Origin of the sequence: Campylobacter sp. IFREMER_LSEM_CL2256 (assembly GCF_025771645.1) — a bacterium.
GTDB lineage: Bacteria > Campylobacterota > Campylobacteria > Campylobacterales > Campylobacteraceae > Campylobacter_D.
In genome coordinates this window covers 1-25,889 of the sequence record NZ_JAKMQQ010000007.1, presented here as the reverse complement: position 1 = coordinate 25,889, position 25,889 = coordinate 1, and the positions used below count along the sequence as shown (strand labels likewise).

Sequence of the window (25,889 nt, the reverse complement as noted above, 5' to 3'; positions counted from 1 at the left end):
CTTTTACTTTAAAATGCTATTTTCATGCACTCTTAAAAAACTAGCAAATTTTGGCTTGCCATTTTTGGTTAAGCCATTGTATTTAAAAGTGATGATAGCACCAACTGGTGGAGGGTTTAAGCGATCACTTTCTTTAAAACCTGAACCTATCTTAAAACTTACTTTTTTACCCTCAATCACTGCTTCACAAAGCAAAGATCCCATTTTACCTTCAAATTTTCCCTTACCTTCAAAATGCTTTTTTACAACACATTCTGTATCATCAAAAGGTTTTAGCTTAAAAGCATTGTTTGATCTTTTCTTTTCATAAGGTGCGTTGTTTAATCTTATGATCACGCCCTCGCCTTTATGCGAAATGATATCTTGATAAAATTGCTTTAAATGATTTTTATCTTTAATGCGAATTTGTGGGATGATTTTTATATAATCATTTGGATTTTTAGCCAAAAACTTTTTTAAAATATCTAACCTTGCTTCTAAAGTACAAGGATCAAGCTTAAATTCCTCGCAAGCATTTGGCACATCAAAGACATTATAACTTACTTTTTGCCAAAGTTTTTCATCAGGATTTTCTTGGCGTATTAAAGATGAAATTTCTTCAAAAGAAGCTCTTTTTATCCAAAGTTCTCCATCTAATTCAAATTTAGGAAAATTTTTTGTGAAAAATAAAGGGAGTTTTATAGCATTTCCTGCTCTTGTTTGCATAGACTTACCACTCCAAAGACCTCTTATGCCATCGAGTTTTTCGCTCATGAGATAATGGCTTAAATTTACATCTTTAAATGCTTTTTCATCATAAACTTTAAAAAGTAAAATATCTTTTGCAAAAAGAGGATTTAAAAAGAAAATAAAGAGAAAAACAAGGCTTATAAAAAGCCTTGCAGTAAAATTAAAGTGCTTTTTTAGCAGCATCTGCTATTTTAGCAAAAGCAGCTGCGTCATTCATCGCTAAATCAGCTAAGATTTTTCTATCAAGCTCAATGCCTGCTTTTTTAAGACCATTTATAAATCTTGAATAACTAATATCATTTAGTCTGCAAGCTGCATTGATACGTACTATCCAAAGACGACGGAAATCACGTTTTTTGCGACGTCTATCACGATACGCATAAACCAAACTTCTTTCTAATTGTTCTTTAGCTTTTCTAAAGTGTTTGCGGCGACCACTATAAAAACCACGCGCAAGTTTTAAAACTTTTTTATGTCTGCGGCGTCTTACAACACCTGTTTTTACTCTTGCCATATTTATCCTTTCACAAATTGGCGTTCGTTAAACGAATCTTGCCCTTTAAAACAAGGGGAGTTTGAATGACTTTCGTCAAAAACTAAATTTAAGCGAGCTTAAATTCCTAACATTTTTTCAACCGCTTTAACATTGGTTGAGTGAACATACTTAGAAGTGCGAAGATCACGCATTCTTTTAGCAGGTTTTTTAGTCAAAATGTGGCTTCTATAAGCAGCGCCTCTTTTGATTTTATTTTTACCTACTTTGAAGCGTTTAACAGCACTTTTAACGCTTTTCATTTTTGGCATGTGTATCCTTTGGATCAATTTTTTCATAAAAGAAAGCTATCATTTTACTACAACTATGCTTTAGAAAAATTAAATTTTTATGACACAACCTGTCACAAGGATTTAATATGATTTTATTAATTTTATAAAATCCAATAAAGGAGTCAAATGGCAATAGTAATTGGTATTATAGTTATGATAACTACTGCTATATGGGCTATTGTCTGCGGAGCCTTTTGGGCTTTATTTATATTTGTAGTGTGGTGCGTTATTTTACCAAGTTTATTTTTTATAGAAAAATACGGACTTATAAATGTAGTGGTTTCTTACGTGCTAATTTTAGCTGGTGTAATGATACTTACAAGGATAATTAAAAGTAAACAATACTAAAAAACCTTGACAATACGGGGGGGGGGTATTGATATAATTGACATAAAAAATAATAAGGAGGGTTAAATAATATTAAAACATAATTTTCCTTGCACTTCATGTGGAGCATGCTGTAAAAATATTAATGGCATTGAAGAGTTGAAACACTTTAATATAAATGGTGTTTGCATTAATTTACAAGAAGATAACTCTTGTAAAATTTACAACGAAAGACCCTTAGTATGCAGAGTGGAAGATTTTTACAATAAATATTTTAAAGCCACTATGAGCAAAAAGGATTTTTATAACGAAAATATAAAAATATGTAATTTATTGCAAGATAAATTGAAGCTAGATAAAAAATACAAAATAAATTTAATAACAAAGGAGATTTAAAATGGCAGTTCCATTTATTTTAGGCGGAATAGCTTTAGCAACGGGTATATTTGGTGCTAAAAAAGCATACGATGGTTATCAAGATAAGTGTGCAGCAGAAGAGTTAGATAATAATGCTAAAGCTATTTTTAATTATGCAAAAGAAAATTTAGATGTAGCTAGAAAAAATGCTGAACAAGCTTTGGAAAATTTAGGGCATGCAAAGCTACATATTCATCAAAATTCTTTCAAAGAGTTTATTGATATTTTTTCTAAACTTAAAAATGTAGAAAGTAGTGATTTTTCTAAAGATGATTTAAAATTTAATATTAATGAATTTATAGAATTTACCAAAGAAAGTGTAATTGACTTTACAAAATTAGCAGCAGGTGGGATAGCATCTCTTGGTGCTGGGGCTTTAGCTGGTCTTGGAGCTTATGGTAGTGTTGGATTACTTGCAAGCGCTTCTACTGGAACTTTGATTTCTACACTAAGTGGTGCAGCAGCTACTAATGCTACTTTAGCATGGCTTGGAGGAGGTAGCCTAGCTGCAGGTGGATTTGGAATGGCTGGTGGAATGGCTGTTTTAGGTGGTATAGTAGCTGCACCTGTTTTAGCAGTTGGAGGATTTTTATATTCTAAAGTTGGAGAGCAAGCTTTGGACGAAGCAAAAAGTAACCTACATAAAGCAAAAGCAGCAGCAAGTGAAATGGATACTGCAAGAATTGCTACAACAGCAATCGGTTCTATTGTAAATGAATCTCTTATAGCTATACAAAATTTAGATGGAATTTTAATTAAAGAATTACAAACTTTTAAATTAATGATTATAAGAGAAAATGATTATTCTAAATTTACTAATGGTGAAAAAGCATATACTCAATTTATTGTCAATTTAGTGAAAGCAATTAGTGGTATTTGTAAGGTAAATGTACTAACTGAAGATGGCATAGTAAATAAAGAATTTAAAAAAGCTGTCCAAATAGCACAAAATTTAAATAAAGAAATACAAACTATTTAAAAGCGGAATTTCCGCTTTTAAAATAAGGAAGATATCATGAATACTGTATCATTGTTTGATGAATTACTAGAAGAACTAGGGACACAAAGTTTAGCAAGATTACCCATCAATATATTTAATGTCAACTCATATGAAGCCTATATGGAAAGTGCAAAACTTACAACAAATATGCAAAAAGCTACGCAACAACATGGCAACAACCCAAATGGTTTTGGTCAATTTTATGAAACACTAGAAGTTGGTAAAGAAAACATCAGCAACGCATATAATAAAAATAAAAATAGAAGCTTCACAACAGATGAGCTTGCCGAAATAAGCAAAGTCTTCAAAGGAGAAAATATTGATCTATACAAAAAAGAGACAATTTTGGCAAATTATAGCGATGAAGAAATTAAAAATTTGACAAACAATGTCAATCTAGACAACCTAACCAAAACAAATCATACTATAGTAGATACCGTAACTTTAAACGAAAAAGGCGAAATAGCTAAAACAGAACAATTAAAAGCTGTTAATGATAGTATATTTGGAAAAGAATATAATAGATATTTTGAAGCGATTAAAAATGGAAATTTAGACTATATTAAAACTGATAAAGAAACTTACGAAAGGGCGCAAAAAGAAATAGAAAAGTTAGAAAGTGCTATAGAAAAAGCGCCTGAAGAAAAACAAGCTTCTTTAGAAAAAAAACTTCAAGAATATAAAAGCAAATTTTCTTTTCTTACTCAAGGCAATGAGAGAGAAAAAGCTGGCTATACACAAGAAGAAAGCAAAGATAAAACTATTACTATCAAAAAAAGTGATGATATATTTAGCAAAAAACATGAAGATGATTTTAATAAAATTAAAAATGGAGAAATAGATTATATTGTAGTCAATAAAAAAATATATGAAAATGCACAAAAAGAGATAGAAAAATTAGAAAGCACTATAGAAAAAGCATCCGAAGAAGAAAAAGAGTCTTTAAAAAAAGAACTTGAGACAAAGAAAGAGATTTTTAATCATTTAAAGAAAAACGAACCTACAAACCATACAGACAAAGATAAGGCCTTAAAAGAAGTATATATTATTCAAGCAAAACAAGCTGCCACAAATGTTTTTCAAACTGGAGCCAGTGATGCTGGTGTTGTTGTTCTTAGTACATTTGCAAGCGGTGTTATAGCTGAACTTAAAAACGAATTTATAAAAAAAGAACATGAGGATTTTGAAGTAAGATTTAAGCGTTTGTTATCAAGAGTAATTGAAAGCGGGAAAGATGCTTTTATAAGAGGAGCTAGCTATGGTATTATAGATGTTATTGTTGGAATTGCTTCGCAATATTTTAAAAGAATTGGTGGGCACTTAAAAGCTTTGTGGAAAAATTTAAGAAGTAGTTTAAAATCTATATGGAATGCAATATATGCTTATATAACTGGTAAAATTAAAAGTTTTGATGAACTTATAAAAGTGATATTAAAATCTTTGTTTTCAGCTATCATGACTATATTTGCAATTGCCTTAGAAGAACAAATTTGTCAAGCATTAGGTGGAAGTCAATTAGCTCAAATTTTATCCATAGGAATATCCATTTTCATTTGTTCATTAGCTGTGGTTTTATTTTCTAAAACTGTTGAAATAACAATAAATAGCTTTGTTGCAATTTTTGCTAAGGCGAATTTAGCTAAAGCAAGAAGAGAAGAAGTTGAAATGGTTTTTGATAAAATCATGCCTAAAATGATAGAAAACCAAGAATCTTTGGAAATTTTCATAGATGATTATATGCGTGATTTAAAAAATACTAGCAATATGAGTTTTCAAGAATTACAAACCGCCTTAAATAACAGTAACTATACACAAGCAAATCAATCTATTATAAACCTTGCAGAAAAATTTGGTATTGATGATTTATTTAAAACACGAAAAGAATTTGATGATTTTATGTTTAGCAATGAAAATTTAAAAATATAAAAGGAATAAAATGGGATTCTTAGATACTTTAAAATCTATAGCAATTAGTGCAAAATGTGGAATTGGGTGGCACGGAGGAACTTACAGCAATGAAGAAGGAAAACCTCGATGCTATCTTTCAAAAACATGCCCCGACTGTAATGAATATATCAGTAAATACAATCACAACTTTGCAGAAAGAGTTATAACAGATCCGTACTCTTGCAGAGGTTATGAAGAATGTATTTATTGTCAGTACAGAGAATTTGGAACATATCACAAATTTGAAAAAGTAAGAAAAAATGAAAGATGTCAGATAATAGAAAAATGCTCTCAATGCGGAAAAGAGCGTTTGGGTGATATACAGCATTCTTGGGTACAAATTCCTTTTACAAATAAAGATGCATCTATTAATGGAAAAAGAAAATGTAGAGATTGCGGATATATTGAACAATAAACCATGCTAAACAAACTACCTCAACTTTTTTCATTGCTTTTTAGCTATAAATCAAACATCTTTGATATCATCTCAAAGCCAAAGCAAGCTTATACTTACACTAAGCTTGCTTTAGAGCTAAAAGAGCTTTATGAAAAAGAAAATGACAAAACCGAAGCCGCTTTTATCATCCTAGATAGAGTGCTTAAATTTAAAAAAGAAAATCCTGATGATTTTGATGATTTTTTAAAGCTTATTCAAGAGCTTTTAGCCACTTATGAAAACGATCCAAAAACAATCAAACAAAACATCAAAGATTTGCTAAAATAAACAAAAAAAGGTTGTATATGGAAAAAGACAAGCTTTCTACGCGTTTAGTTTCTATACTGCAGTGTTTAAATAATGGCGAGCGTTTTAGCTTAGAAGAGCTTGCACAAGAATTTAATGTCAGCATTCGCACCATACAAAGAGACTTGCATGAACGCCTTGCTTTTATCCCTATAAAAAAAGAAAATGGAAAGTATTTTTTAGAAGGCTATGTTTTAGGAAAATTAAGCTTTAAAGATATACAAAATTTTGCTATTTTAAGCGGTATAGGTAGGCTTTATCCTAGTTTAGATAAAGAGTTTTTAAACGACTTGCTTAATGAAAAAATCAATAAAGCCTTTTTAGTCAAAACCCAAAGCTATGAAACGCTTGATAGAGAAGTTTTTGAAGAACTAAGTGCAGCTATCATAGCAAAACACTCCATTAACTTTTACTACAAAGAAAAACACAGAAAAGCTAATCCATACAAACTCATCAATATTGATCACATATGGTATCTTTTAGCAGATGAAAACGATACTTTAAAAACCTTTACTTTTTCTAAAATCACACAACTAAAAGTGGAAAAGAAAGAAATTTTTACCCCAAAAGAAGAGTTTTTAAAACAAATTCAAAAAGATCAAAGTAATTGGATTAGCAAAGAAAACAAAGAAGCTATTTTAAAGCTTGATAAAAAAGCTAAAGAATATTTCTTAAGAAAAAATGCCCTTACTAAATACGAATTTATAGATGAAGATGAGAATTTTATTTATATCAAGGCATTTTATACTTATGATGATGAACTTTTAAATTTGATAAGATATTGGATACCATATATTAAAATAAACAAACCTATTGCTTTAAAAGAAAAGCTTTTTGAGCAATTAAATGCGTACATGCAAGATTAGCGTTTTTTTAATACATAAAGTTGCTCTTGTATATGCATAGAGCGTTTAGAAAGGTTTCTACTAGCTCTAAAGGCATTATACTTTTGCTCAAGCACAAAGCATTCTCCAAGACTTTGAAGTCTTTTTGTGAAATTTTCTTTTTTTACAAAACCCTCACAATTATAAGAAAGCAATACAATCTTGGCTTTTAAATCATTTATCAAATCAAACAAAGCATCTTCGGCTTTTTTTTCTTTGTTAAAAGCACTGCGGTTCCAGTCTTTTGGTATACCAGAAACCTTTGAAATTTCCTTTGGCTTTTTATAATTAGCGATTAAATTTAACATAAAATAATTTGATCCATAAGGGTGCTGATTATAAGGTGGATCTAAATACGCCACATCAAAGCTATCAAGCTCTTTAGCTAAAATATTTGCATCTTTTTGAAAAACCTCATATTCACAAGTAAAATTTGAAAAAATAGGCATTTTTAAAGCTATATCGCCTTTTATACGACTAAGCGCATTTGCCCCATTTCCTCCAAATTTACCAATGCCATTTTTATCTTTATAAAAACCTTTAAAAACCCCACTTGTGTTTGCATGCACACTTGCTTCATAAATAAGTGGTGCGATGAAGTATTTTTGTATATTACTTGGCAGGCTTGAAATTTTTTCTCGCATAGAGTCTAAATACATCGCATTTTTAAGCGTGTAAAAAACTCTTTCATTCTTTTGGATATACTCATCATCATTTGGTGCATAAAGCTTGCTTATAAAGCCTTTTTTGAGTTTTAAATCAGAAGTTAAAAAAGCGTAATATTTTTGTAATTCTTGTAAAAATTGTGCATTTTGATTGCTTAAATAACACTCATTGATGATTTTAGAATAATCTTCCAAATCATTTGCCATAATAAAACTCGCATAAGGCCTCACAAAACGTGAAACTACCCCAGAGCCACTGAATACATCACAAAAACTAAATTTGTCTTTTTTAAGCTCATTTTGTGCGAATTTAAAGCCTTGATTTAAAAACTCAAGCAAGGATCTTTTATTGCCAAGATAAGTTATGATTTGTTCTTTTAAAAATTGTGGATTTTCTTCTAGCATAAGTTTAAAATACAAGCCTTAGAAAGGCTTGTGATTATTTTTTCTTTTTAGGAGTTACTAGCATATTTACATAGCGTCCTTCGAGTAAAGGCTCTTTGTCTCTATCTGCTATATCTTCAACCATTTGCCAAATTTTTTCAAGCAACGCCACCCCTGCTTCAGGAGAGCCCATCTCACGACCTTTTAAAAACACTCTAAATTTAACATGCTTGCCTTGCTCTAAAAACTCACTTGCATGTTTGACCTTATAATTAATGTCATTTTGAGCGATTTTCACAGAAAGTTTGATTTCTTTTATATCAATAACTTTTTGTTTTTTCTTTGCTTCTTTTTGTTTCTTTTCTTGTTGATAACGGAATTTTCCATAATCCATTATCTTACATACAGGTGGTTTGGCTTCGGGGGCTATCATCACCAAATCAAGCCCTAGTCTATTTGCTATATCTAGCGCTTCATCACTACTAATAATGCCATAAACCTTGCCATCATCACCTATACATCTGATCTCATCTGCTTGAATTTCTTCATTTAGCAATACTTCTTTTTCTTTACTCAAAAGCGTACCTCACTTAATTTCTCCTTTGTTAGGGTTATAAATTCATCTAAAGTCATTGTTTTTTGTTCTTTTGCTCTTCTATCTCTTAAAGCCACACTTTTGTTTGCTACTTCTTCATCACCTAAAACAAGTATCATAGGCACATGTGCTTTTTCAGCGGTGCGGATTTTTTTATTTAAGCTTTCATTTTTATTATACACTTCACTATCAATGCCAAGTTCTAAAAGTTTTCTTGCTATTTCTTTTGCATAATCATGATGATTTTGTGAAATAGGCACTATAGCTACTTGAGTTGGTGCTATAAAAAATGGCAACTCACCCGCACAATGCTCTACTAAAATTCCTATAAATCTTTCAAAAGAACCCAAAATAGCACGGTGAAGCATTACAGGTTGTTTTTTCTCATTATCTGCATCTGTGTATTCGAGTTTAAAACGGCTTGGTAAGTTAAAATCTACTTGTATAGTTCCACACTGCCATTTTCTTTTTAGCGCATCGGTAATTTTAATATCGATTTTTGGACCATAGAAAGCTCCACCACCCTCATCAATGCCATATTTTAAACCTTGTTCATCTAAAGCTTCTTTTAAAGCCTTTGTAGCTATGTCCCAAATTTCATCATCGCCTATTGCTTTTGCTGGGCGTGTTGAAATTTCCATTTCATAATCAAATTCAAAAGCCTTCATCAAAGTATCAACAAAGCTTAGAATTTCTAAAACTTGTTCTTTTATCTGACTTGGCATACAAAAAATATGCGCATCATCTTGAGTGAATTCTCTTACCCTAAAAAGCCCGTGTAAAACTCCACTTTTTTCATGGCGGTGCACCACACCGTATTCAAAAAATTTCAAAGGTAAATCGCGATAACTTCTAACATCACTTTGATAAATTTTAATATGTCCTACACAATTCATCGGCTTAATGCCATATTCTTGCTCATCAATTTGCGTAAAATACATATTTTCTTTATAGTTTGCATAATGCCCACTAATTTTCCACGCATCAGCTTTTAAAAGTTCAGGCCCACGCACAGGCTCATAGCCTCTTAATCTATGTGCTTTATATAGCAAATGCTCTAATTTACTTCTTAATTTTGCACCATTACTAAGCCATATAGGAAGCCCACCGCCTATTTCATCATCAAAGGCAAAAAGCTTCATTTCATTACCAAGTTTTCTATGATCTCTTTTTTTAGCTTCTTCAATGATTTTTAAGTATTCATTTAAACTTTCTTTATCTGCAAAAGCAGTACCATAAATTCTTGTGAGCATTTCTCTTTTTTCATCGCCACCCAAATACGCTCCCGCTACACGAGTAAGCTTGAAAAATCTTAAATATCTAGTATTTGGCACATGAGGTCCACGGCATAAATCTTCAAATTCGCCTTGCTTATAAATACTTACTTTTCCATCAGGAATTCTTAGTAAAACTTCTTGTTTTAAATCATCATTAGCAAATTTTTCTTTAACCTCGGTCTTTGAAAGTTCGTATTTTATGATGTCTAGCTTTGCTTCTGCTAGTTCTTTCATTTTCTTTTCGATTTTACTTAAGTCTTCTTCTGAAATCTTGCTATCAACTCTAAAATCATAATAAAACCCATCTTCTATCACAGGTCCTACGAAAAATTTAGCCTCTGGATATAAACTTTTAATCGCTTGAGCCATTAAATGCGCACAAGAGTGACGGATAACTTCTAAACTTTCTTTAGAATTATCAAAATAAATCGGAGTTAAATTTGTATCATTGTTAAAACTTTGAGTATCTACCAAAGTTTCATTATTTGCATATGCAATTATATCTTTTGTCATTTCTACCCTTAACACTCACTAACCTTGTGAGCTTAAATTAAAATATAAGACTAATTTTAGCTATGAAAAACTTAAACTTTTTTTAAATAAAGGATATTTTTATATTTCAAACACCCGTTCTTGATATATCTAAAGCACCACTCATAAAAAGGTATAAAAATACAAAACCCAAAACTATCCTATAAATTCCAAAAGGTATAAAGTTTATCTTGCTAATTAATTTTAAAAATATTTTAATTACCACAAAAGCCACTATAAAAGCTGTTACAAAACCTATAGCTAAAGGAATGAAATTATTCATATTACTTAAAACCTGTGGTTCTTTATAAATGCTATAAGCTGTTGCAATAATCATGGTAGGAATTGCAAGTAAAAATGAAAATTCAGAAGCCACTTTACGATCAAGCCCAAGCAATAAGCCACCTATAATACTTGCTCCACTTCTTGAAGTACCTGGTATGATAGCAAGAGCTTGGGTTAAACCTATCAAAAAAGCTTGTTTATAACTTACCTCATCTAAAGAGTGGATTGTATAGTCTTTTTTTCTATGTTTAAGCTCTATGATGATAAAAACAATCCCACCAATGATTAACATAGTAGCCACGGTATAGCCATTAAATATCTCTTTTAAAAACTTATATGCTATAAAACCCACTCCACCTGCAGGCAAAAAGCCCACAGCAAGTTTTAACCAAATATCAAGTTTTTGAGTTAGTTTATCTTTGAAAATAAAAATCACCGCTAGTATAGAACCAAGCTGAATAATGATGAAAAAACTTCTCCAGAAATCATCTATATTTAAACCCAAAATTTCAGCACCCAAGATCATATGCCCTGTAGATGAAACAGGTAAGAATTCTGTCAAACCTTCGATAATCCCTAAAATCAAAGCATAATAATAATCTAAATTCATTTTTTAAGTACTCTTCTTGCAAAAATTAGCATAATCGCTACAAAAACTATAAAACCTATAATCCCATCGTCTTTAAATGAAGTTGCAATAGCAAGTGGATCTTCAGCCCCACCTCTACTAATAGAAAGCACAGTTAAACCAGCTATTAGCACTCCAAATAAACTCTCACCTACTATCAAACCAGAGGCAAATAAGGTTCCTTTTTGCTCATGCTCTTGAATGAGTTCTTTTTTATGTGCATTTTTAGCATATCTTTGCTCTAAACGCTTTTTGATTAAATACGCTAATAATCCACCTATAAACAAAGGCATATTAACAGCAGGTGGTAAATATATACCTATACCCACAGCTAAAGGTGGCAAAGACATATTTTTCTTTCTTAATAAACGATCAATGATGATTATACCAACGCCCACAAAAACACCTGCTATAATATAACTCCAATCGATATTAGCGTTAAAAATGCCTTGTGCTATAGTACTCATCAAATTTGCTTGTGGTGCAGCAAGTGCATTTGCCTCATCCATTCCTTCTCTTGGCATTGCACCCACAAAACCATAAGCTTGATATAATAAATTTAACACAGGAGCGATAGCCAAAGCTCCAAACACACAACCTATAATCAAAGAAACTTGCTGTTTCCAAGGAGTTGCACCCACTAAATAGCCAGTTTTTAAATCTTGTAAATTATCGTTAGAAATAGCAGCAGTTGCTAAAATAACACTAGTAGTAAAAATAGCAAAAGCGATGGCAAATTTAGACATTAAAGGATCGCTAAATAAATCTACTTGATAACCCAAAAGTAAAATAATCAAAGAAGAAATCATAATCCCAATAAGCCCTATACCCGAAATAGGAGAAGATGATGAACCCACCAAACCTGCCATATATCCACAAGCAGAAGCTACAAAAAAGCCTATAAAAATAGCCACTAAAGTTCCTACTAAGGCAAAAAGAATTTGATAGCCACTTGCTAAATTTGAATCAGCCACAAAAGCATAAAATGAGACAAACAAACCTATACACATAAGTACAAATAAACCTAGCATAGCTTTTAAAGATAAATCCATATCTTTAGGATCTTGTGAAAGATTTAACGAGGTTTTTTTAAGCATATTTTTCATGCCATCATATACAGGTTTTGCAAGTTCTATTAAAGTCCATAATGCTGCTATGGCAATAGCTCCTGTGCCTATTAAACGTACTTTTTGAGCCCAAATTTGATTAGCTATATCAAGTGCACTTAAACTCGCGTCAAAACTTTCTTTAGCAGAAAAATATGGCACAAAAACCATCCAAGCAAGCACCATACCCGCAAGCAATGCAACACCTCCAGCTATACCTACTAAGTATCCAGCACCCAAAAGTGCCACTGAATAACCCATAGAAAAGCCAAAAGTCATTTTTTGCCAAATAAATGCAAAACTACTTCCACTTGAAAGTAGTTTAAAACCACTTGAAAAAAGACTTATCACAGAAGCAAAAGCCACGCCAAGTGTGATTTCTTTTAAGCCTACTTTTCCTTTTTTATCAGCTTGATCTTTATTAGCTACTTTTAAAATTTCAGCAGCAGCTCTTCCTTCAGGATAAGCTAATTTACTCTCTACCACCATAGCTCTACGCAAAGGTATGGTAAAAAGCACGCCCAATCCACCCCCACAAAGACAGAGCATAAAAGTAAGCCAAAGTGGAAATTCAAACCAATATCCACACATAAAAAGACCTGGTATAACAAAAATCACAGCCGAAAGCGTACCTGCGGCTGAAACTTGAGTTTGAACCATATTATTTTCTAAAATATTAGAGTCTTTAAAGATTTTTAAAACAGCCATTGCAATCACAACAGCAGGAATAGAAGTAGAAAAAGTAAGACCAACTTTAAGCCCCAAATATACATTTGAGGCGGTAAAAATAATCGTTAAAATACTTCCTAGTATTATACCCCTAAGCGTAAGCTCCGGTAGTGAGTTTTTTGTATGCATTTTGTTTCTCCATTTTTATTGACAACCTTCACATTCTATAGTTCTATCAACCACATCATCATTTACTTTTTGACTATCAGGGCTTTCGCTTCTTAGATAATAAGTTGATTTAACACCTAATTCCCAAGCAAGTTGATAAATTTCATTTAAATATCCACCGCTTGCTTTATCTAAAGAAACAAAGATATTTAATGATTGACCTTGATCAATCCACTTACCACGAATCGCTGCTGCTTTTACTAAGATTTTTTGATCAAGCTCATAAGCAGGGGTATAATACTGCCAAGTATTAGCACTTAGATTTGGCACCACAGTTGGTATCATACCGCTTAAGTTTTGCTCAAACCATTTTCTTTTATATACAGGCTCAATTGTTTGAGTAGTACCCACTAAAATAGAGATAGAAGAAGTTGGCGCTATAGCCATTAAATAACCATTTCTTATACCATCTCTTTTTAGTTTTTCTCTTAATTTTTCCCAATCACACTCACTTTGATCAAATAAACCTTCACTTGCGGTAAGCTTTTTGGCATTTTCGTTTGCTACATCAATTGGCACTATACCTTTACTCCAATTTGATCCTTCAAAGTCAGGATAACTTCCTTTTTCTAAGGCTAAATTTGAGCTAGCTAAAATAGCCTCATAACTAATCATTTCCATAATGCGATCAATTTTTTCAAAATGTTCATTAGAACCCCAATAAATTTGAGCTTCAGCTAGCATTTGCGCTTCACCCATCACACCAAGTCCTATAGCGCGTGATTTTAGGTTGGTATTTTTAACCTTTACATGAGGATAAAAATTTAAATCAATCACATTATCAAGCATTCTTATTGCTGTTGGCACTACTCTTTGGATATCTTCTTTGGTATTGATTTTACTTAAATTTATACTTGCAAGATTACAAACTGCGGTTTTTCCTTCGTTTTTGTATTTTTCTACTATATAGACTTTTTTACCATTAATACTATCTAAAGTAGAAACTTTTTTAGCAAGCTTTTTATATCCTCCATCTATTGTAAGCTCTTCATCCTCATCTAAATGAAGTTCTGTTTTATCATCAAATACGATTTTGATTTGATAATAATTTGGTTCTGTATTTTGAAAAATTTCTGTACATAAATTTGAACTTCTTATAATTCCTGCGTGAGAATTTGGATTTGTTCTATTTGCACTATCTTTAAAACACAAAAATGGCAAGCCGCTTTCAAAATAAGATAAAAGTATTTTTTTCCAAAGCTCTTTAGCATCAACAATTTCTTTGACTATGCTTTCATCTTTTTCAAATTCTTCATATTTTTTCTCAAATTCTTCACCGTATAAATCACACAAACTTGCTGTATCAGCAGGATCAAAAAGCGTCCATTTACCATTTGTCCTTACTCTTTTCATGAACAAATCATTAATCCACAAAGCAGGGAAAAGCTCATGCGCTCTTCTTCTTTCTTCACCTGAGTTTTTACGCAAATCTAAAAAGTCATTAATATCCATATGCCAAGGTTCAATATACACAGCAATTGCGCCTTTTCTAGTACCAAGTTGATCAACAGCTACTGCTATATCGTTAGTGATTTTTAAAAATGGTATAATCCCACCTGCTGCATTTTTATGCCCATCTATGCTTCCGCCCATAGCACGCACCTTAGACCAATCCCAGCCTATACCACCACCAAATTTAGATAAAAGTGCCATTTCTTGATAAGAATCAAAAATCCCTTCTATATTATCAGGCGTGCTTCCTATATAACATGAACTTAATTGATGTCTTGTGGTTCTTGCATTTGAAAGGGTTGGGGTTGCAAGCATTACTTCAAAAGTTGAGATTAAATCATAAAATTTCTTAGCCCAAGTTTGAGAATCTAGCTCATTTTGCGCTAAAAACATCGCAATAGCCATAAACATTTGTTGTGGTAATTCTATAGGCATACCCTTAGAATCTTTAATCAAATATCTATCATACAAAGTTTTTATACCAAGATAAGTAAATTGTAAATCGCGCTCTGGCTTGATATAAGCATTAAGATCATCTAAATCATATTTTTCTTTTAAACCAATTAAAATCCTACCTTCTTTTTCACCTTTTTCAAGATATTCTCTTAAATGTTTATATCCATTATAACCACTTACTTTTTTATATAAATCATATAAAAATAATCTTGCAGCAACAAAGGTCCAATTAGGTCTATCAATATCTATTTTATCTACTGCTGTTTTTATAAGAGTTTGTTGGATTTCTTCTGTTGTTATGCCATCACGAAATTGAATTTTTGCATCTACTTCAAGCTCACTTTGGCTAACATTTTCTAAATTTGCCACCGCATCAGTGGTATATTTTTTAATTTTAGAAACATCTAACTCTTCAGTTCTTCCATTTCTTTTTAATACTTTCACTCACAACCCCTAGTTTATTATTTAAAAGTTCTTGCAAAAATTTTATCTACATTTTTGGTATAGTAGTTATAATCAAAACAATTTCTAATATCTGCTTCACTTAAAGACTTTTTCAAATCCTCATCAGCTAATAAAGCTAGCAAAAACAAACTCTCGCCTTTTTCATTTAAAGCAGGCTTACCATTTTGCAAATCAGCCCAAACTTTCATAGCATTTCTTTGAACGATTTTATAAGCTTCTTCTCTGCTTATACCTTTAAATGGAAGTTCAAGCAACACTCTTTGAGAGAATACAAGTCCTCCGGTTAAATTTAAATTTTTCATCATATTTTCTGGATACACCAAAAGCTTTTCTATCACACCACATAATCTTGAAAGCATAAAATCAGTCGTGATAAAAGCATCAGGTAATACAAATCTTTCTACACTAGAATGTGATATATCTCTTTCATGCCACAATGCTACATTTTCTAAAGCAGGTGTTACATAAGCTCTTATCATCCTGCAAAGACCGGTGATATTTTCACTTAAAACAGGATTTCTTTTATGAGGCATAGCTGAGCTTCCTTTTTGTCCTTGAGAAAAGTATTCTTCAGCTTCATATACTTCTGTTCTTTGAAAATGGCGGATAGCAACAGCAATTTGCTCACAACTTGAAGCTAAAACAGCTAAAGCCGAGATAACCTGTGCATAGCGATCTCTTTGTATAACTTGGTTTGAAACTGGTGCTGGCTTAAGATCTAAGTTTTTACAAACTTCTTCTTCAAATTCAAGCGGAGCATGAGCAAAATTTCCCATGGCACCGCTAATTTTTCCATAGCTAATCACTTCTTTTGCATGAATGATTAAATCTTTTGCATGAACTAGCGAATCATACCAAATAGCCAAAACTAAGCCAAAAGTTATAGGTTCTCCATGAATTCCATGACTTCTTCCTACCATTAAGGTGTTTTTATGCTCATATGCTCTTGTTTTAATCGCTGCTAAAACTTGATCTAAATCTTGCAAGATTAGTTCTAAACTATCTTTAATCTGCAAAGCAACTGCAGTGTCAATACAATCTGAACTTGTCATTGCATAATGTACAAAACGACTTTCCTCGCCCAAACTTTCACTTACACTAGTTAAAAAAGCGATAACATCATGTTTGGTAGTTTTTTCTATCTCATCTATTCTTGCTATATCAAATTTTGCATTTTTTATAATTTTTTCACAATCATCATCTTTAATAAGACCAAGTTTATTCCATGCTTTCACGGCAGCCAATTCTACTTTTAACCATGCATCATATTTTGCTTGCATGTCCCATTTTTTAGCCATGATTTCTCTACTATATCTTTCAACCATTTTCAAGACCTTTTTTTATATAATTTTTATGAAAAAAATAGCTTGAATTTTATTATAAATTACCTAAGAAAGTTATTAAATGGCATATATAAAAAAGAAACTATCAAATAATGGAAAAAAGGCATTTAGACTACTTATGGATGAGTTAAAAATCTCTATGTGCGAAGCACAAAAACTCATTGATAAAAAAAGACTATTTTGTAATGGAAATTTAGTAGAAGAAAAAAACAAATTTTTAGATGGATTAGTGGAATTAATCGTATATGAAAATAACCCTAAAGGATTGGAAATAGTTTATGAAAATGAAGATTTTGCCATCGTAGAAAAACAAAGTGGAGTGCTAACTCATCCTAATGGACGCAATTGCGCTTATAGTCTTTGTGATGAAATTTGGCATTTATGGGGTGAAAAAGCTTGCGTGGCTCATAGATTAGATAAAGAAACAAGTGGACTTTTACTCATAGCAAAACATAAAAATGCACAAATTGAGTTAAAAACCATGTTTGAAAAAAGATTAGTTCAAAAAAGCTATCTTGCTCTAGTAAAAGGAAAAACTAAAAAAGAATTTATAGTAGATAAAAGTATGGATTTAGCTAAAGACTATGATACAGTCAAAACTAGAATGCATATTTGTGAAAATGGTAAAGAAGCTTTAACGCAATTTTACACTTTAGAATATTTTGAAAATTTAGATGCTAGTTTAGTTTTAGCTAAACCTCTAACAGGCAGACAACACCAAATAAGACTACATTTGTTTCATGTGAAACATAAAATTTTAGGTGAACCTTTATATGGTTTAGAAAAAATGCAAATAGAGCGAATACTTGATGGAAAAATGAGTGATATAAAAAGAGCTCAAATCACAGGTGCTAAAAGACTGCTTTTACACTCTTTTAGCTTAGAATTTACATATAAAAATCAAAAATTTTTGATACAATCTCAAAAAGATATAAAAGATGAGTTTTTGAAAAATTTATATTAATCTTTTTCTAATTTTAAAACTTTATCAGTTTGGATTGCAACTGCAATTTGCTTAGCTGGTTTACTATAATCTCTACAATAATCACAAGATTTGTAAAAATCTTGAGAATAAAATTCAAAAAATCTTTCTTTAGAATTCTCTAAATTTAAAAAATCACCATCAAATTCTTCAAGCCCTTTTAAGCGAGATAAGGAGCTTGATATAGGGCAAACAAAAATAGCGCCTTTAGGTGCTAATTGTTTATTTTCTAAGCCCTCAGATGTCATCAAACTTACACATGGCATTTGACAATTACGATAATTTTTGATTATATCTTCTTTACTTCTACCACGTTTATAAATTTTTTCAGGATCACTCCAAGTAGAATTTTCACCACTAGAGTCCATAGAAAATGGAATTTTATTTTCTTTTAATTTTCTTAAAATGCTTTCTTGCTTTAATGGAATTTTTAAATTTGGTGATCTTTTGTAATCTGAAATCGTAATTTTTCTAACTTTATTAGATTTTTTTAACTTACTCATCAATTCATCTTTAAAATCAATAGTTGCATTAGTGACTAAAGAAAAAGTTAGTATTTTCTTTTGAACATCTAAATAATCAATCAATTGTGGTAAATCCTTAAACAACAAGGGTTCTCCACCTATGATTCTAACTCTTGCGATAGAATCTACCTTAGATAAAAGTAACTCTAATGATTCTATAATGCCCTCTAAAGTACAAGCATATTGATTTGATGGTGAAAAATACTGCATTAAATTATTACATGATTCGCAACGCAAAGTACATCTTGTAGTTAAAACTAATTCTAAATAAGGAATATCCACCTTACCCTCTAAAACCCTCTTTTCGAAGTATTTTTTCAAATAAAATTTTTTCATCAAAGCAGCATAAGGAACTTTAAAAATTCTAGCAATTCCTCTTTTGCCATTTAAATACGAAAAATACCAAGAAATATTTGGCTTTATATATCTATTTTGAAATAATTGGTTTTCTAATAATTGTTTTTTATCTACCATTGTTTTTCCCTTCATTCTTTAATACATAAATAATCCCACCAAGTCCTATGATCACCACTATACTTATAAAAATAAGCTGTGCTATATCTAAAAAAGTCATTGTTTACTCTGCCTTTCTTTAAGCTGTCCGCATGCAGCTGAAATATCAAGTCCTTTACTTTCTCTTATCGTACAAGTAACACCTTTTGCACTTAAATAATCTTGAAATTTAACCGCATTTTCAACACTTGGTCTTTTATATAAACTTCCTTCGTGTGGATTAAAAAGTATTAAATTTACTTTAGCTTTTATACCATTTAAGAGCTTGACTAGTTCTTTTGCGTGTTCTATTTTATCATTTATTCCATCAATTAAAAGGTATTCAAACATCACTCTTTTACGCTGATCTATAGGAAAATTTCTCACCGCTTCCATAATACTTGCTATATTATAAGCTTTATTAATAGGCATTAATTCACTTCTAAGCTCATCATTTACAGCATGGAGCGAAATAGCCAAAAGTACACCTAAATTCATTTCTCCAAGCTCTTTAATCTGTTTTGCCAAACCACTTGTGCTTATAGTTTGTCTTCTAGGGCTTATCGCTAAGGCATCATTATCGGCTAAAATTTTAACTGCCTTAGAAACATTTTTAAGATTATCCAAAGGTTCTCCCATACCCATATAGACTATATTAACCCTTCTTTCATAAGGTATGTTGTTGTGTTTTTTAATCCATAAAATTTGTCCTACTATTTCTCCTGCACTTAAATTTCTTTTCAAACCACCTTTTGCAGTAAGACAAAAACTACACCCACTTTTACATCCCACTTGAGAGGAAACACAAATAGTATATCTTGCATGTTTGATGATTTTTCCATTTTCATCTACAAGTTCTTCTTTCATTGGTAGCAAAACAGCTTCTATTTTTTTACCATCCAAAAGTTCAAAAAGATATTTTATACTACCATCTTTGCTTTTTTCATCTTTCACACATTTTAAAGGTGAAAAATGAAAATTTTCTTGCAAGTGTGCTCTAAAATCTTTTGGCAAAGATGACATTTGTAAAAAATCATCTGCATATTTTTTATACACCCATTCAAAAATTTGCTTTGCCCTAAATTTTGGCTGGACTAAATTTTCTAATTCTTCTTTAGTAAGGTCTAATATATTTTTTAATTCACTCAATTTTTTTCCTATATAAGTTTTTTATCTAACAAAAAATCTTTTAATAATTCTTTTGCCTTTTGATGGTTTTTTAAAAAATCCTCATGTGCAAATTCATTACAAAAATTTGTCGCACATAAATAACAAATTCCTTCTATCTCTTGCATTTTTGCACAAGAAAGCACTGCGTATGCTTCCATATTTTCTATATGTACACCCTTTTTAAAAAATTCTTGGGCGATATTTTCATCTTTACAAATATAATTTGAAGAATTAATCATAGTTTCATGTGAAACATTTAATCTAATCTCATTTGCTATAGGCGTATAAAAACTATCAAATAAATCTGCGTATTCTAAATTCGCTGCGTTAGAACTTTCATAAATATCTAAAATTTTTCCTTCTTGGTAAATTCCACATGTACCTATAAAAACCACTCTATCTACTTTTACTTGACTTAAAATTTTACCTAAAGAAAAAGCAGAATTAACTAAGCCTATACCTATACTTTGTGCAAATTTAAAATCCTCATTTCCTCCTGCACATACTATAAGATTTTTCAAAAATTAACCTTTATAAAAAATAATTCAAATTTTATCTAATTAGCGCTTAAAATAATGCTATAATTAATATTTTTTAGATAAAATAAATTTATGATAAAAGCAAAAAAACATTTTGGACAAAATTTTTTATGTGATAAAAGCGTGGTAGATAAAATCATCCAAGCCATACCCAAAGATACTAAAAATATAGTTGAGATTGGGCCTGGCTTAGGTGATTTAACGCAAGAACTTTTGAAAATCCCACAAGCTCATATTAGAGCTTATGAGATTGATAAAGATTTGATTCCTATTTTAAATAAAAAATTTCAAAATGAGATTGAAGGTGGAAATTTTGAGCTTATTCATCAAAATGCAAGTGATGCTTTTGATCAAGGAAGTTTAAGCGATAAAGAGTACTTTTTGGTAGCAAATTTACCATATTATATTGCTACAAATTTGATTTTAAAAGCCCTAGAAGATCAAAATTGTCTTGGGCTTATAGTAATGGTGCAAAAAGAAGTAGCACAGAAATTTTGTGCAAATGAAAAAGAAAGTAATTTTTCGGCTTTAGGGGTGCTTTGTGCATTGATATGCCAAAGACAAATGCTTTTTGATATACAACCACAAAGCTTTAATCCTCCACCAAAAGTTACTTCAGCTGTAATGAAGTTAATAAAAACTACTCATTATCAGCAAAAATGTGAAAATATAGAAGCTTTTAAAGAATTTCTTAGAGCTTGTTTTCAAAATCCTAGAAAACAACTCTTATCTAATTTTAAAAATAAAAAAGAAAAAATTTTAAAAGCATTTGAAGCACTAAATCTCTCTTCTACCTCAAGAGCTCATGAAATTAGCGTTGATTCATACCTTAAAATTTATGACTATTTAAAGGATGACTATGAGCGAAGAAAACAAAACTCAAGAGCAAAACAAAACTAAGAGATTTAATAAATTTAGAAACAAAAGAAAAAAAGATTCACAAAATCAAGATCAAAATAGTGAAAATAAAAACGGAACAAAAGTAGAAAATACTCAAACTGAAGCTAGCGAAGAAAAAAAGAAAAAGAAAAAAAATAGAAATTTACCTTCTAAATTAAGTGGCAATGAAGAATGGCAAATAGAACTTGCCAAAAGTATAGAAGCTAATAAAATCATGCACGAGCTAAGACTCCACCCTTTAAAACACAACAACTCAAGCGAACATAAAATTCGTATTACACCTTTGGGTGGACTTGGAGAAATCGGTGGAAATATCACTGTTTTTGAAACCAACAATGATGCGATTATCGTTGATATAGGTATGAGTTTTCCAGATGGAACCATGCATGGAGTAGATATTATCATACCTGATTTTGACTATGTAAGAAAGATTAAAAACAAAATTCGCGCTATCATCATCACTCATGCCCATGAAGATCACATTGGTGCTGTGCCGTATTTTTTCAAAGAATTTCAATTTCCTATCTACGCAACACCTTTAGCACTAGGTATGATTTCAAATAAATTTGAAGAACATGATTTAAAAGCTGAGCGTAAATGGTTTAGACCTATAACAAAAAGACAAATTTATGAAATAGGTGAATTTAGCTTAGAATGGATTCACATAACCCACTCTATCATCGATGCTTGTGCTTTAGCTATTAAAACTAAAGCAGGAACCATCATACACACTGGCGATTTTAAAATAGATCAAACACCAATTGATGGTTATCCAACGGATTTAAGTCGTTTAGCTCAATATGGCGAAGAAGGCGTGCTTTGTCTTTTAAGTGATAGCACAAATTCATATAAAGAGGGTTATACAAAAAGTGAAAGCTCCGTAGGACCTACTTTTGATCAAATTTTTGCCAAAACTAAAGGCAGGGTGATCATGAGCACCTTTAGTTCTAATATCCACCGTGTATATCAAGCTATTAGCTATGGTTTAAAATACGGCAGAAAAGTGTGTGTTATAGGACGTTCTATGGAAAGAAATCTCTATACCACTATGGAACTTGGCTATATCAAACTTGATAGAAAAATTTTCATTGACGCTGATGAAGTAAGCAAATACAAAGACAACGAAGTGCTAATTGTCACTACAGGAAGTCAAGGTGAGACCATGAGTGCTTTATATAGAATGGCAACTGATGAGCATAAATTTATCAAAATCAAACCTAGCGATCAAGTTATCATTTCAGCTAAAGCAATACCAGGCAACGAAGCAAATGTTTCTGCTGTGCTTGATTTTCTTTTAAAAGCAGGAGCTAAAGTAGCTTATCAAGAATTTAGCGAAATCCATGTAAGCGGACATGCTAGTATAGAAGAGCAAAAACTCATGCTAACTTTGGTAAAACCTAAATTTTTCTTACCAGTGCATGGAGAGTATAATCATATCAATAAACACAAAGAAACTGCTCTAAAATGTGGTATACCTGAAAGAAATATTTACTTAATGAGTGATGGGGATCAAGTAGAGCTTTGTCAAAAATACATCAAACGCGTAAAAACAGTTAAAACAGGAAAAGTCTTTGTAGATAATCAAATCAACAAACAAATCGCAGATGATGTGGTAATTGATAGACAAAAACTAGCAGATAGCGGTATAGTTGTCATCATCGCCCAGCTTGATAAAGCAAGTAAAACACTAATTAATAAACCAAGAGTATTTAGTTATGGCTTGGTAGCTGATAAACAAGATGGAGCATTCTCAAAAGAAATGAGCGATGTTTTAAGTCAATTTTTCCCAAATGTAAAAGATGAAATTTTAGATAATCCAAAAGTTTTAGAAGCTCAAATTAGACAAGTACTAAGAAAGCATATTTTTAGAAAAATCAAAAAATATCCAACCATAGTACCAACTATTTTTGTGATGTAAAGAAAAATTATGAGAATTAATAAATTCATCTCACACAATAGCAAATATTCTCGCCGTGAGGCTGATGAGCTAATCAAGCAAGGCTTAGTAAAAATCAATAAAAAAACAGCCTTACTAAGTGATAGCGTAAATGCTGAAGATAAAGTTTTTATCAATGGTAAAAAGCTTCATAAGAAAACACAATTTTCAGTCATTATTTATCACAAACAAAAAGGCGAAATAGTTAGTAAAAAAGATGATAGAGGTAGAAAAACCATCTATCATACCCTGCCAAAACAATTTAGCACTTGGCTTAGCGTGGGAAGACTTGACTTTGCAAGCGAGGGATTGCTTTTGTTAACTGATTCACCTGTGATAGCAGATGCGCTTATGCATAGTGATTTAGAAAGAGAATATTACTTAAAAGTAAAAGGTAATATAGATAAAAATGTCATCGAAGCTATGCAAAATGGCTTAGAAATTCAAAATGAAAAAAAGGGAGCTCATGCTAAAACCAAAATAACCTCAATGAGTTTTGCTCCATTTTTAGGCTTTGAAATTTTTGGCTCAAGCGGAGGCTATACAAAGCTAAAAGTAATCATTAATGAAGGTAAAAATAGAGAACTAAGACGCTTTTTTGGGCATTTTGATTTAGAAGTGATGGATCTTAAAAGAGTAGCTTTTGGAGCATTAGATCTTGGTATGTTAAAAGCAGGAAAATATCGTTATTTGGAAAATGGTGAGTATGAAAAACTACGCGATTTTTTAAAGTCAAATAATATAAAATATTAAATTCACATTATTTCCACAAAGAATTTTTATAATTTTTCAAAATATTTAAAAAAGGAAAAATTAATGAAAATTCTAACTACTCTTTTTAGTGTAATTATGGTTTTTATTGCAGTCACACATGAAGAAACTCTTGCGGAAAAATTAGAAAATCAATGTCAAGATCAAAAATCTTGCATAGTAAAAGCCATGAATATGATTAATTGATACTTTAAAATTACTTAAATTAATTAAATTTTAATTTTAATCTTGTATAATTAGCAATTTAATTTATATAAAAAAGGAAAATTATGGCAAACCATAAATCTGCTGAAAAAAGAGCAAGACAAACTATCAAAAGAACTGAAAGAAATAGATTTTATAGAACAAGATTAAAAAACATTACAAAAGCGGTTCGCGAAGCAGCAGCAAACAATGACAAAGAAGCTGCACAAAATGCACTAAAAGTAGCTAATAAAAGCATTCACGCTATGGTAAGCCGTGGATTTTTGAAAAAACAAACTGCATCACGCCGTGTGAGTAGATTAGCATTATTGGTAAATAAATTAGCATAATTTTTAATGTTAGCTGATAAACTCAAACCTTTTTTAGCACGCTTTGATGAGTTAAATACTCTTCTTAGCGATGTTAATATCTCTAATGATATTTCTAAAATGACAGCTCTATCTAAAGAGCAAAAGAATTTAGAACCCATAGTAGAAAAAGCAAAAGAATACCTTAAAACTTTAGATGAAATCGAAGAAAATAAAATTCTTTTATCTGATGCAGAACTAGGGGAGCTTGCAAAAGAAGAGCTTAAAAATCTCGAAGTCTTAAAACCACAACTTGAAGAAGAATTAAAAATTCTTTTATTGCCTAAAGATCCAAACGATGATAAAAATATATTTTTAGAAATTCGTGCTGGAACAGGAGGAGATGAGGCTTCTTTATTTGTTGGGGACTTAGTAAAAGCCTACATACGCTATGCTGAAAATCGTGATTATAAATACGAAATCGTAAGTTCTAGCGAGGGTAGTGTAGGGGGATTTAAAGAAATTATCATTCTCATCAAAGGAAATGGAGCTTATTCAAGATTAAAATACGAAGGTGGAACGCACAGAGTTCAAAGAGTACCTGAAACAGAATCTCAAGGTAGAGTTCATACTTCAGCTATTACAGTGGCTATTATGCCAGAAGTTGATGATGTTGAAATTCAAATCAATCCAAATGATTTAAAAATCGATGTAATGCGTAGTAGTGGTCATGGAGGACAAAGCGTTAATACCACAGATAGTGCTGTAAGAATCACTCATATTCCAACAGGTATAGTTGTAGTAAATCAAGATGGCAAAAGCCAGCATAAAAACAAAGAAAGTGCTATGAAAGTCTTAAAAGCAAGACTTTTTGAAATGCAAGAACAAGAACGCTTAGCAAAAGAAAGCGAAGCAAGAAAATCACAAGTTGGAAGCGGCGATAGAAGCGAACGTATACGCACTTATAATTTCCCTCAAAATAGAATTAGCGATCATAGAATAAATCTTACTTTATATAGACTTGATGCGATTTTAGAAGGTGGTCTTTTTGATGAGATCATCGAACCATTAATCGCTTATTACCAAGCAGAAGCTTTAAAACAAGAAAATTTATAATTTCGTATTTATC

At 31.2% G+C, this 25,889-nt stretch carries 28 protein-coding genes; 14 read left to right on the top strand and 14 right to left on the bottom strand.

Annotation, left to right across the window (positions count from 1 at the left end; all coding sequences use genetic code 11):
- Positions 1-3 precede the first annotated feature (3 nt).
- From L8U00_RS04590 to rpmI, 3 genes are all read right to left on the bottom strand, one after another.
- A complete protein-coding gene (locus L8U00_RS04590; protein WP_263708660.1) occupies positions 4-912 on the bottom strand; it encodes a DNA ligase in 909 nt (302 codons plus the stop codon).
- Positions 890-1,243, bottom strand: coding sequence for a 50S ribosomal protein L20 (gene rplT, locus L8U00_RS04585; protein ID WP_039617097.1), 354 nt, complete (start codon positions 1,241-1,243; stop codon positions 890-892). Before rplT ends, L8U00_RS04590 begins: the two co-directional genes overlap by 23 nt.
- A 98-nt stretch (positions 1,244-1,341) precedes the next feature.
- Positions 1,342-1,533: a 50S ribosomal protein L35 gene (gene rpmI, locus L8U00_RS04580; protein WP_039617094.1), complete on the bottom strand. Its 192-nt coding sequence runs from the start codon at positions 1,531-1,533 to the stop codon at positions 1,342-1,344.
- A gap of 147 nt (positions 1,534-1,680) precedes the next feature.
- On the opposite strand from rpmI, the gene L8U00_RS04575 reads away from it, so the two are divergent.
- From L8U00_RS04575 to L8U00_RS04545, 7 genes are all read left to right on the top strand, one after another.
- Positions 1,681-1,902, top strand: a complete 222-nt coding sequence (locus L8U00_RS04575; RefSeq protein WP_263708659.1) for a hypothetical protein — start codon at positions 1,681-1,683, stop codon at positions 1,900-1,902.
- Between the two features lie 66 nt (positions 1,903-1,968).
- A complete protein-coding gene (locus tag L8U00_RS04570) occupies positions 1,969-2,277 on the top strand; it encodes a YkgJ family cysteine cluster protein (RefSeq protein ID WP_197719683.1) in 309 nt (102 codons plus the stop codon).
- A 1-nt stretch (position 2,278) separates the two neighbouring features.
- Positions 2,279-3,277 carry a hypothetical protein gene (locus L8U00_RS04565; protein ID WP_263708658.1) on the top strand — a complete coding sequence of 333 codons (999 nt, stop codon included), beginning with the start codon at positions 2,279-2,281 and terminating at the stop codon, positions 3,275-3,277.
- Positions 3,278-3,313: 36 nt separating this feature from the next.
- Positions 3,314-5,224, top strand: a complete 1,911-nt coding sequence (locus L8U00_RS04560; RefSeq protein WP_263708657.1) for a hypothetical protein — start codon at positions 3,314-3,316, stop codon at positions 5,222-5,224.
- A gap of 10 nt (positions 5,225-5,234) precedes the next feature.
- On the top strand, positions 5,235-5,660 hold the full coding sequence (locus tag L8U00_RS04555) for a hypothetical protein (RefSeq protein ID WP_263708656.1): 426 nt from the start codon (positions 5,235-5,237) through the stop codon (positions 5,658-5,660).
- A gap of 3 nt (positions 5,661-5,663) precedes the next feature.
- Complete coding sequence (locus L8U00_RS04550) at positions 5,664-5,969, top strand: hypothetical protein (RefSeq protein ID WP_263679280.1); 306 nt, start codon at positions 5,664-5,666, stop codon at positions 5,967-5,969.
- Positions 5,970-5,986: 17 nt separating this feature from the next.
- Complete coding sequence (locus L8U00_RS04545) at positions 5,987-6,853, top strand: helix-turn-helix transcriptional regulator (protein WP_039640442.1); 867 nt, start codon at positions 5,987-5,989, stop codon at positions 6,851-6,853.
- Here L8U00_RS04545 and L8U00_RS04540 read toward each other — a convergent pair.
- The 7 genes from L8U00_RS04540 to purB form a co-directional block, all read right to left on the bottom strand.
- The gene (locus L8U00_RS04540; protein ID WP_263708655.1) at positions 6,850-7,941 is read right to left on the bottom strand and encodes a DNA adenine methylase; all 1,092 of its coding nucleotides are present in this window, start codon (positions 7,939-7,941) and stop codon (positions 6,850-6,852) included. The two genes, L8U00_RS04545 and L8U00_RS04540, sit on opposite strands and share 4 nt — an antisense overlap.
- A gap of 34 nt (positions 7,942-7,975) precedes the next feature.
- Positions 7,976-8,497 (bottom strand): translation initiation factor IF-3, encoded by a 522-nt coding sequence (infC, locus tag L8U00_RS04535; RefSeq protein WP_039617082.1) that lies wholly within the window; start codon positions 8,495-8,497, stop codon positions 7,976-7,978.
- Entirely contained in the window at positions 8,494-10,305 is a 1,812-nt protein-coding gene (thrS, locus tag L8U00_RS04530; RefSeq protein WP_263679283.1) for a threonine--tRNA ligase, read from the bottom strand. The genes infC and thrS overlap by 4 nt, the downstream gene beginning before the upstream one ends.
- Positions 10,306-10,411: 106 nt before the next feature.
- Entirely contained in the window at positions 10,412-11,218 is an 807-nt protein-coding gene (locus tag L8U00_RS04525; RefSeq protein WP_263708654.1) for an undecaprenyl-diphosphate phosphatase, read from the bottom strand.
- The gene (locus L8U00_RS04520) at positions 11,215-13,200 is read right to left on the bottom strand and encodes an OPT family oligopeptide transporter (RefSeq protein ID WP_263708653.1); all 1,986 of its coding nucleotides are present in this window, start codon (positions 13,198-13,200) and stop codon (positions 11,215-11,217) included. Before L8U00_RS04520 ends, L8U00_RS04525 begins: the two co-directional genes overlap by 4 nt.
- Before the next feature lie 15 nt (positions 13,201-13,215).
- Entirely contained in the window at positions 13,216-15,591 is a 2,376-nt protein-coding gene (locus L8U00_RS04515; RefSeq protein WP_263708652.1) for a ribonucleoside-diphosphate reductase subunit alpha, read from the bottom strand.
- A 17-nt stretch (positions 15,592-15,608) separates the two neighbouring features.
- A complete protein-coding gene (gene purB / locus L8U00_RS04510; RefSeq protein WP_263708651.1) occupies positions 15,609-16,937 on the bottom strand; it encodes an adenylosuccinate lyase in 1,329 nt (442 codons plus the stop codon).
- A 79-nt stretch (positions 16,938-17,016) separates the two neighbouring features.
- On the opposite strand from purB, the gene L8U00_RS04505 reads away from it, so the two are divergent.
- A complete protein-coding gene (locus L8U00_RS04505) occupies positions 17,017-17,919 on the top strand; it encodes an RluA family pseudouridine synthase (protein ID WP_263708650.1) in 903 nt (300 codons plus the stop codon).
- Here L8U00_RS04505 and L8U00_RS04500 read toward each other — a convergent pair.
- From L8U00_RS04500 to L8U00_RS04485, 4 genes are read right to left on the bottom strand one after another with little or no spacing between them, the layout of a single operon-like run.
- Positions 17,916-18,935 (bottom strand): radical SAM protein, encoded by a 1,020-nt coding sequence (locus L8U00_RS04500; protein ID WP_263708649.1) that lies wholly within the window; start codon positions 18,933-18,935, stop codon positions 17,916-17,918. The genes L8U00_RS04505 and L8U00_RS04500 overlap by 4 nt on opposite strands.
- Positions 18,925-19,035, bottom strand: a complete 111-nt coding sequence (locus L8U00_RS04495; RefSeq protein ID WP_263671546.1) for a hypothetical protein — start codon at positions 19,033-19,035, stop codon at positions 18,925-18,927. The genes L8U00_RS04500 and L8U00_RS04495 overlap by 11 nt, the downstream gene beginning before the upstream one ends.
- A complete protein-coding gene (gene rlmN / locus L8U00_RS04490) occupies positions 19,032-20,102 on the bottom strand; it encodes a 23S rRNA (adenine(2503)-C(2))-methyltransferase RlmN (protein ID WP_263708648.1) in 1,071 nt (356 codons plus the stop codon). Before rlmN ends, L8U00_RS04495 begins: the two co-directional genes overlap by 4 nt.
- A gap of 8 nt (positions 20,103-20,110) precedes the next feature.
- A complete protein-coding gene (locus L8U00_RS04485; protein ID WP_263708647.1) occupies positions 20,111-20,644 on the bottom strand; it encodes a purine-nucleoside phosphorylase in 534 nt (177 codons plus the stop codon).
- A gap of 90 nt (positions 20,645-20,734) precedes the next feature.
- Between L8U00_RS04485 and rsmA the strand changes: the two genes are divergently transcribed.
- The 6 genes from rsmA to prfA all read left to right on the top strand — a co-directional run bounded on the left by rsmA (position 20,735) and on the right by prfA (position 25,876).
- Positions 20,735-21,562 (top strand): 16S rRNA (adenine(1518)-N(6)/adenine(1519)-N(6))-dimethyltransferase RsmA, encoded by an 828-nt coding sequence (gene rsmA, locus L8U00_RS04480; protein ID WP_263679292.1) that lies wholly within the window; start codon positions 20,735-20,737, stop codon positions 21,560-21,562.
- Positions 21,522-23,480 (top strand): ribonuclease J, encoded by a 1,959-nt coding sequence (locus L8U00_RS04475; RefSeq protein ID WP_263708646.1) that lies wholly within the window; start codon positions 21,522-21,524, stop codon positions 23,478-23,480. The genes rsmA and L8U00_RS04475 overlap by 41 nt, the downstream gene beginning before the upstream one ends.
- Positions 23,481-23,489: 9 nt before the next feature.
- Entirely contained in the window at positions 23,490-24,251 is a 762-nt protein-coding gene (locus L8U00_RS04470) for a pseudouridine synthase (protein ID WP_263663684.1), read from the top strand.
- A gap of 63 nt (positions 24,252-24,314) precedes the next feature.
- The gene (locus tag L8U00_RS04465; protein WP_257396458.1) at positions 24,315-24,455 is read left to right on the top strand and encodes a hypothetical protein; all 141 of its coding nucleotides are present in this window, start codon (positions 24,315-24,317) and stop codon (positions 24,453-24,455) included.
- A gap of 83 nt (positions 24,456-24,538) precedes the next feature.
- Positions 24,539-24,802, top strand: a complete 264-nt coding sequence (gene rpsT / locus L8U00_RS04460; RefSeq protein ID WP_039617063.1) for a 30S ribosomal protein S20 — start codon at positions 24,539-24,541, stop codon at positions 24,800-24,802.
- 6 nt (positions 24,803-24,808) lie between these two features.
- A complete protein-coding gene (prfA, locus tag L8U00_RS04455; protein WP_263708645.1) occupies positions 24,809-25,876 on the top strand; it encodes a peptide chain release factor 1 in 1,068 nt (355 codons plus the stop codon).
- Positions 25,877-25,889 lie beyond the last annotated feature (13 nt).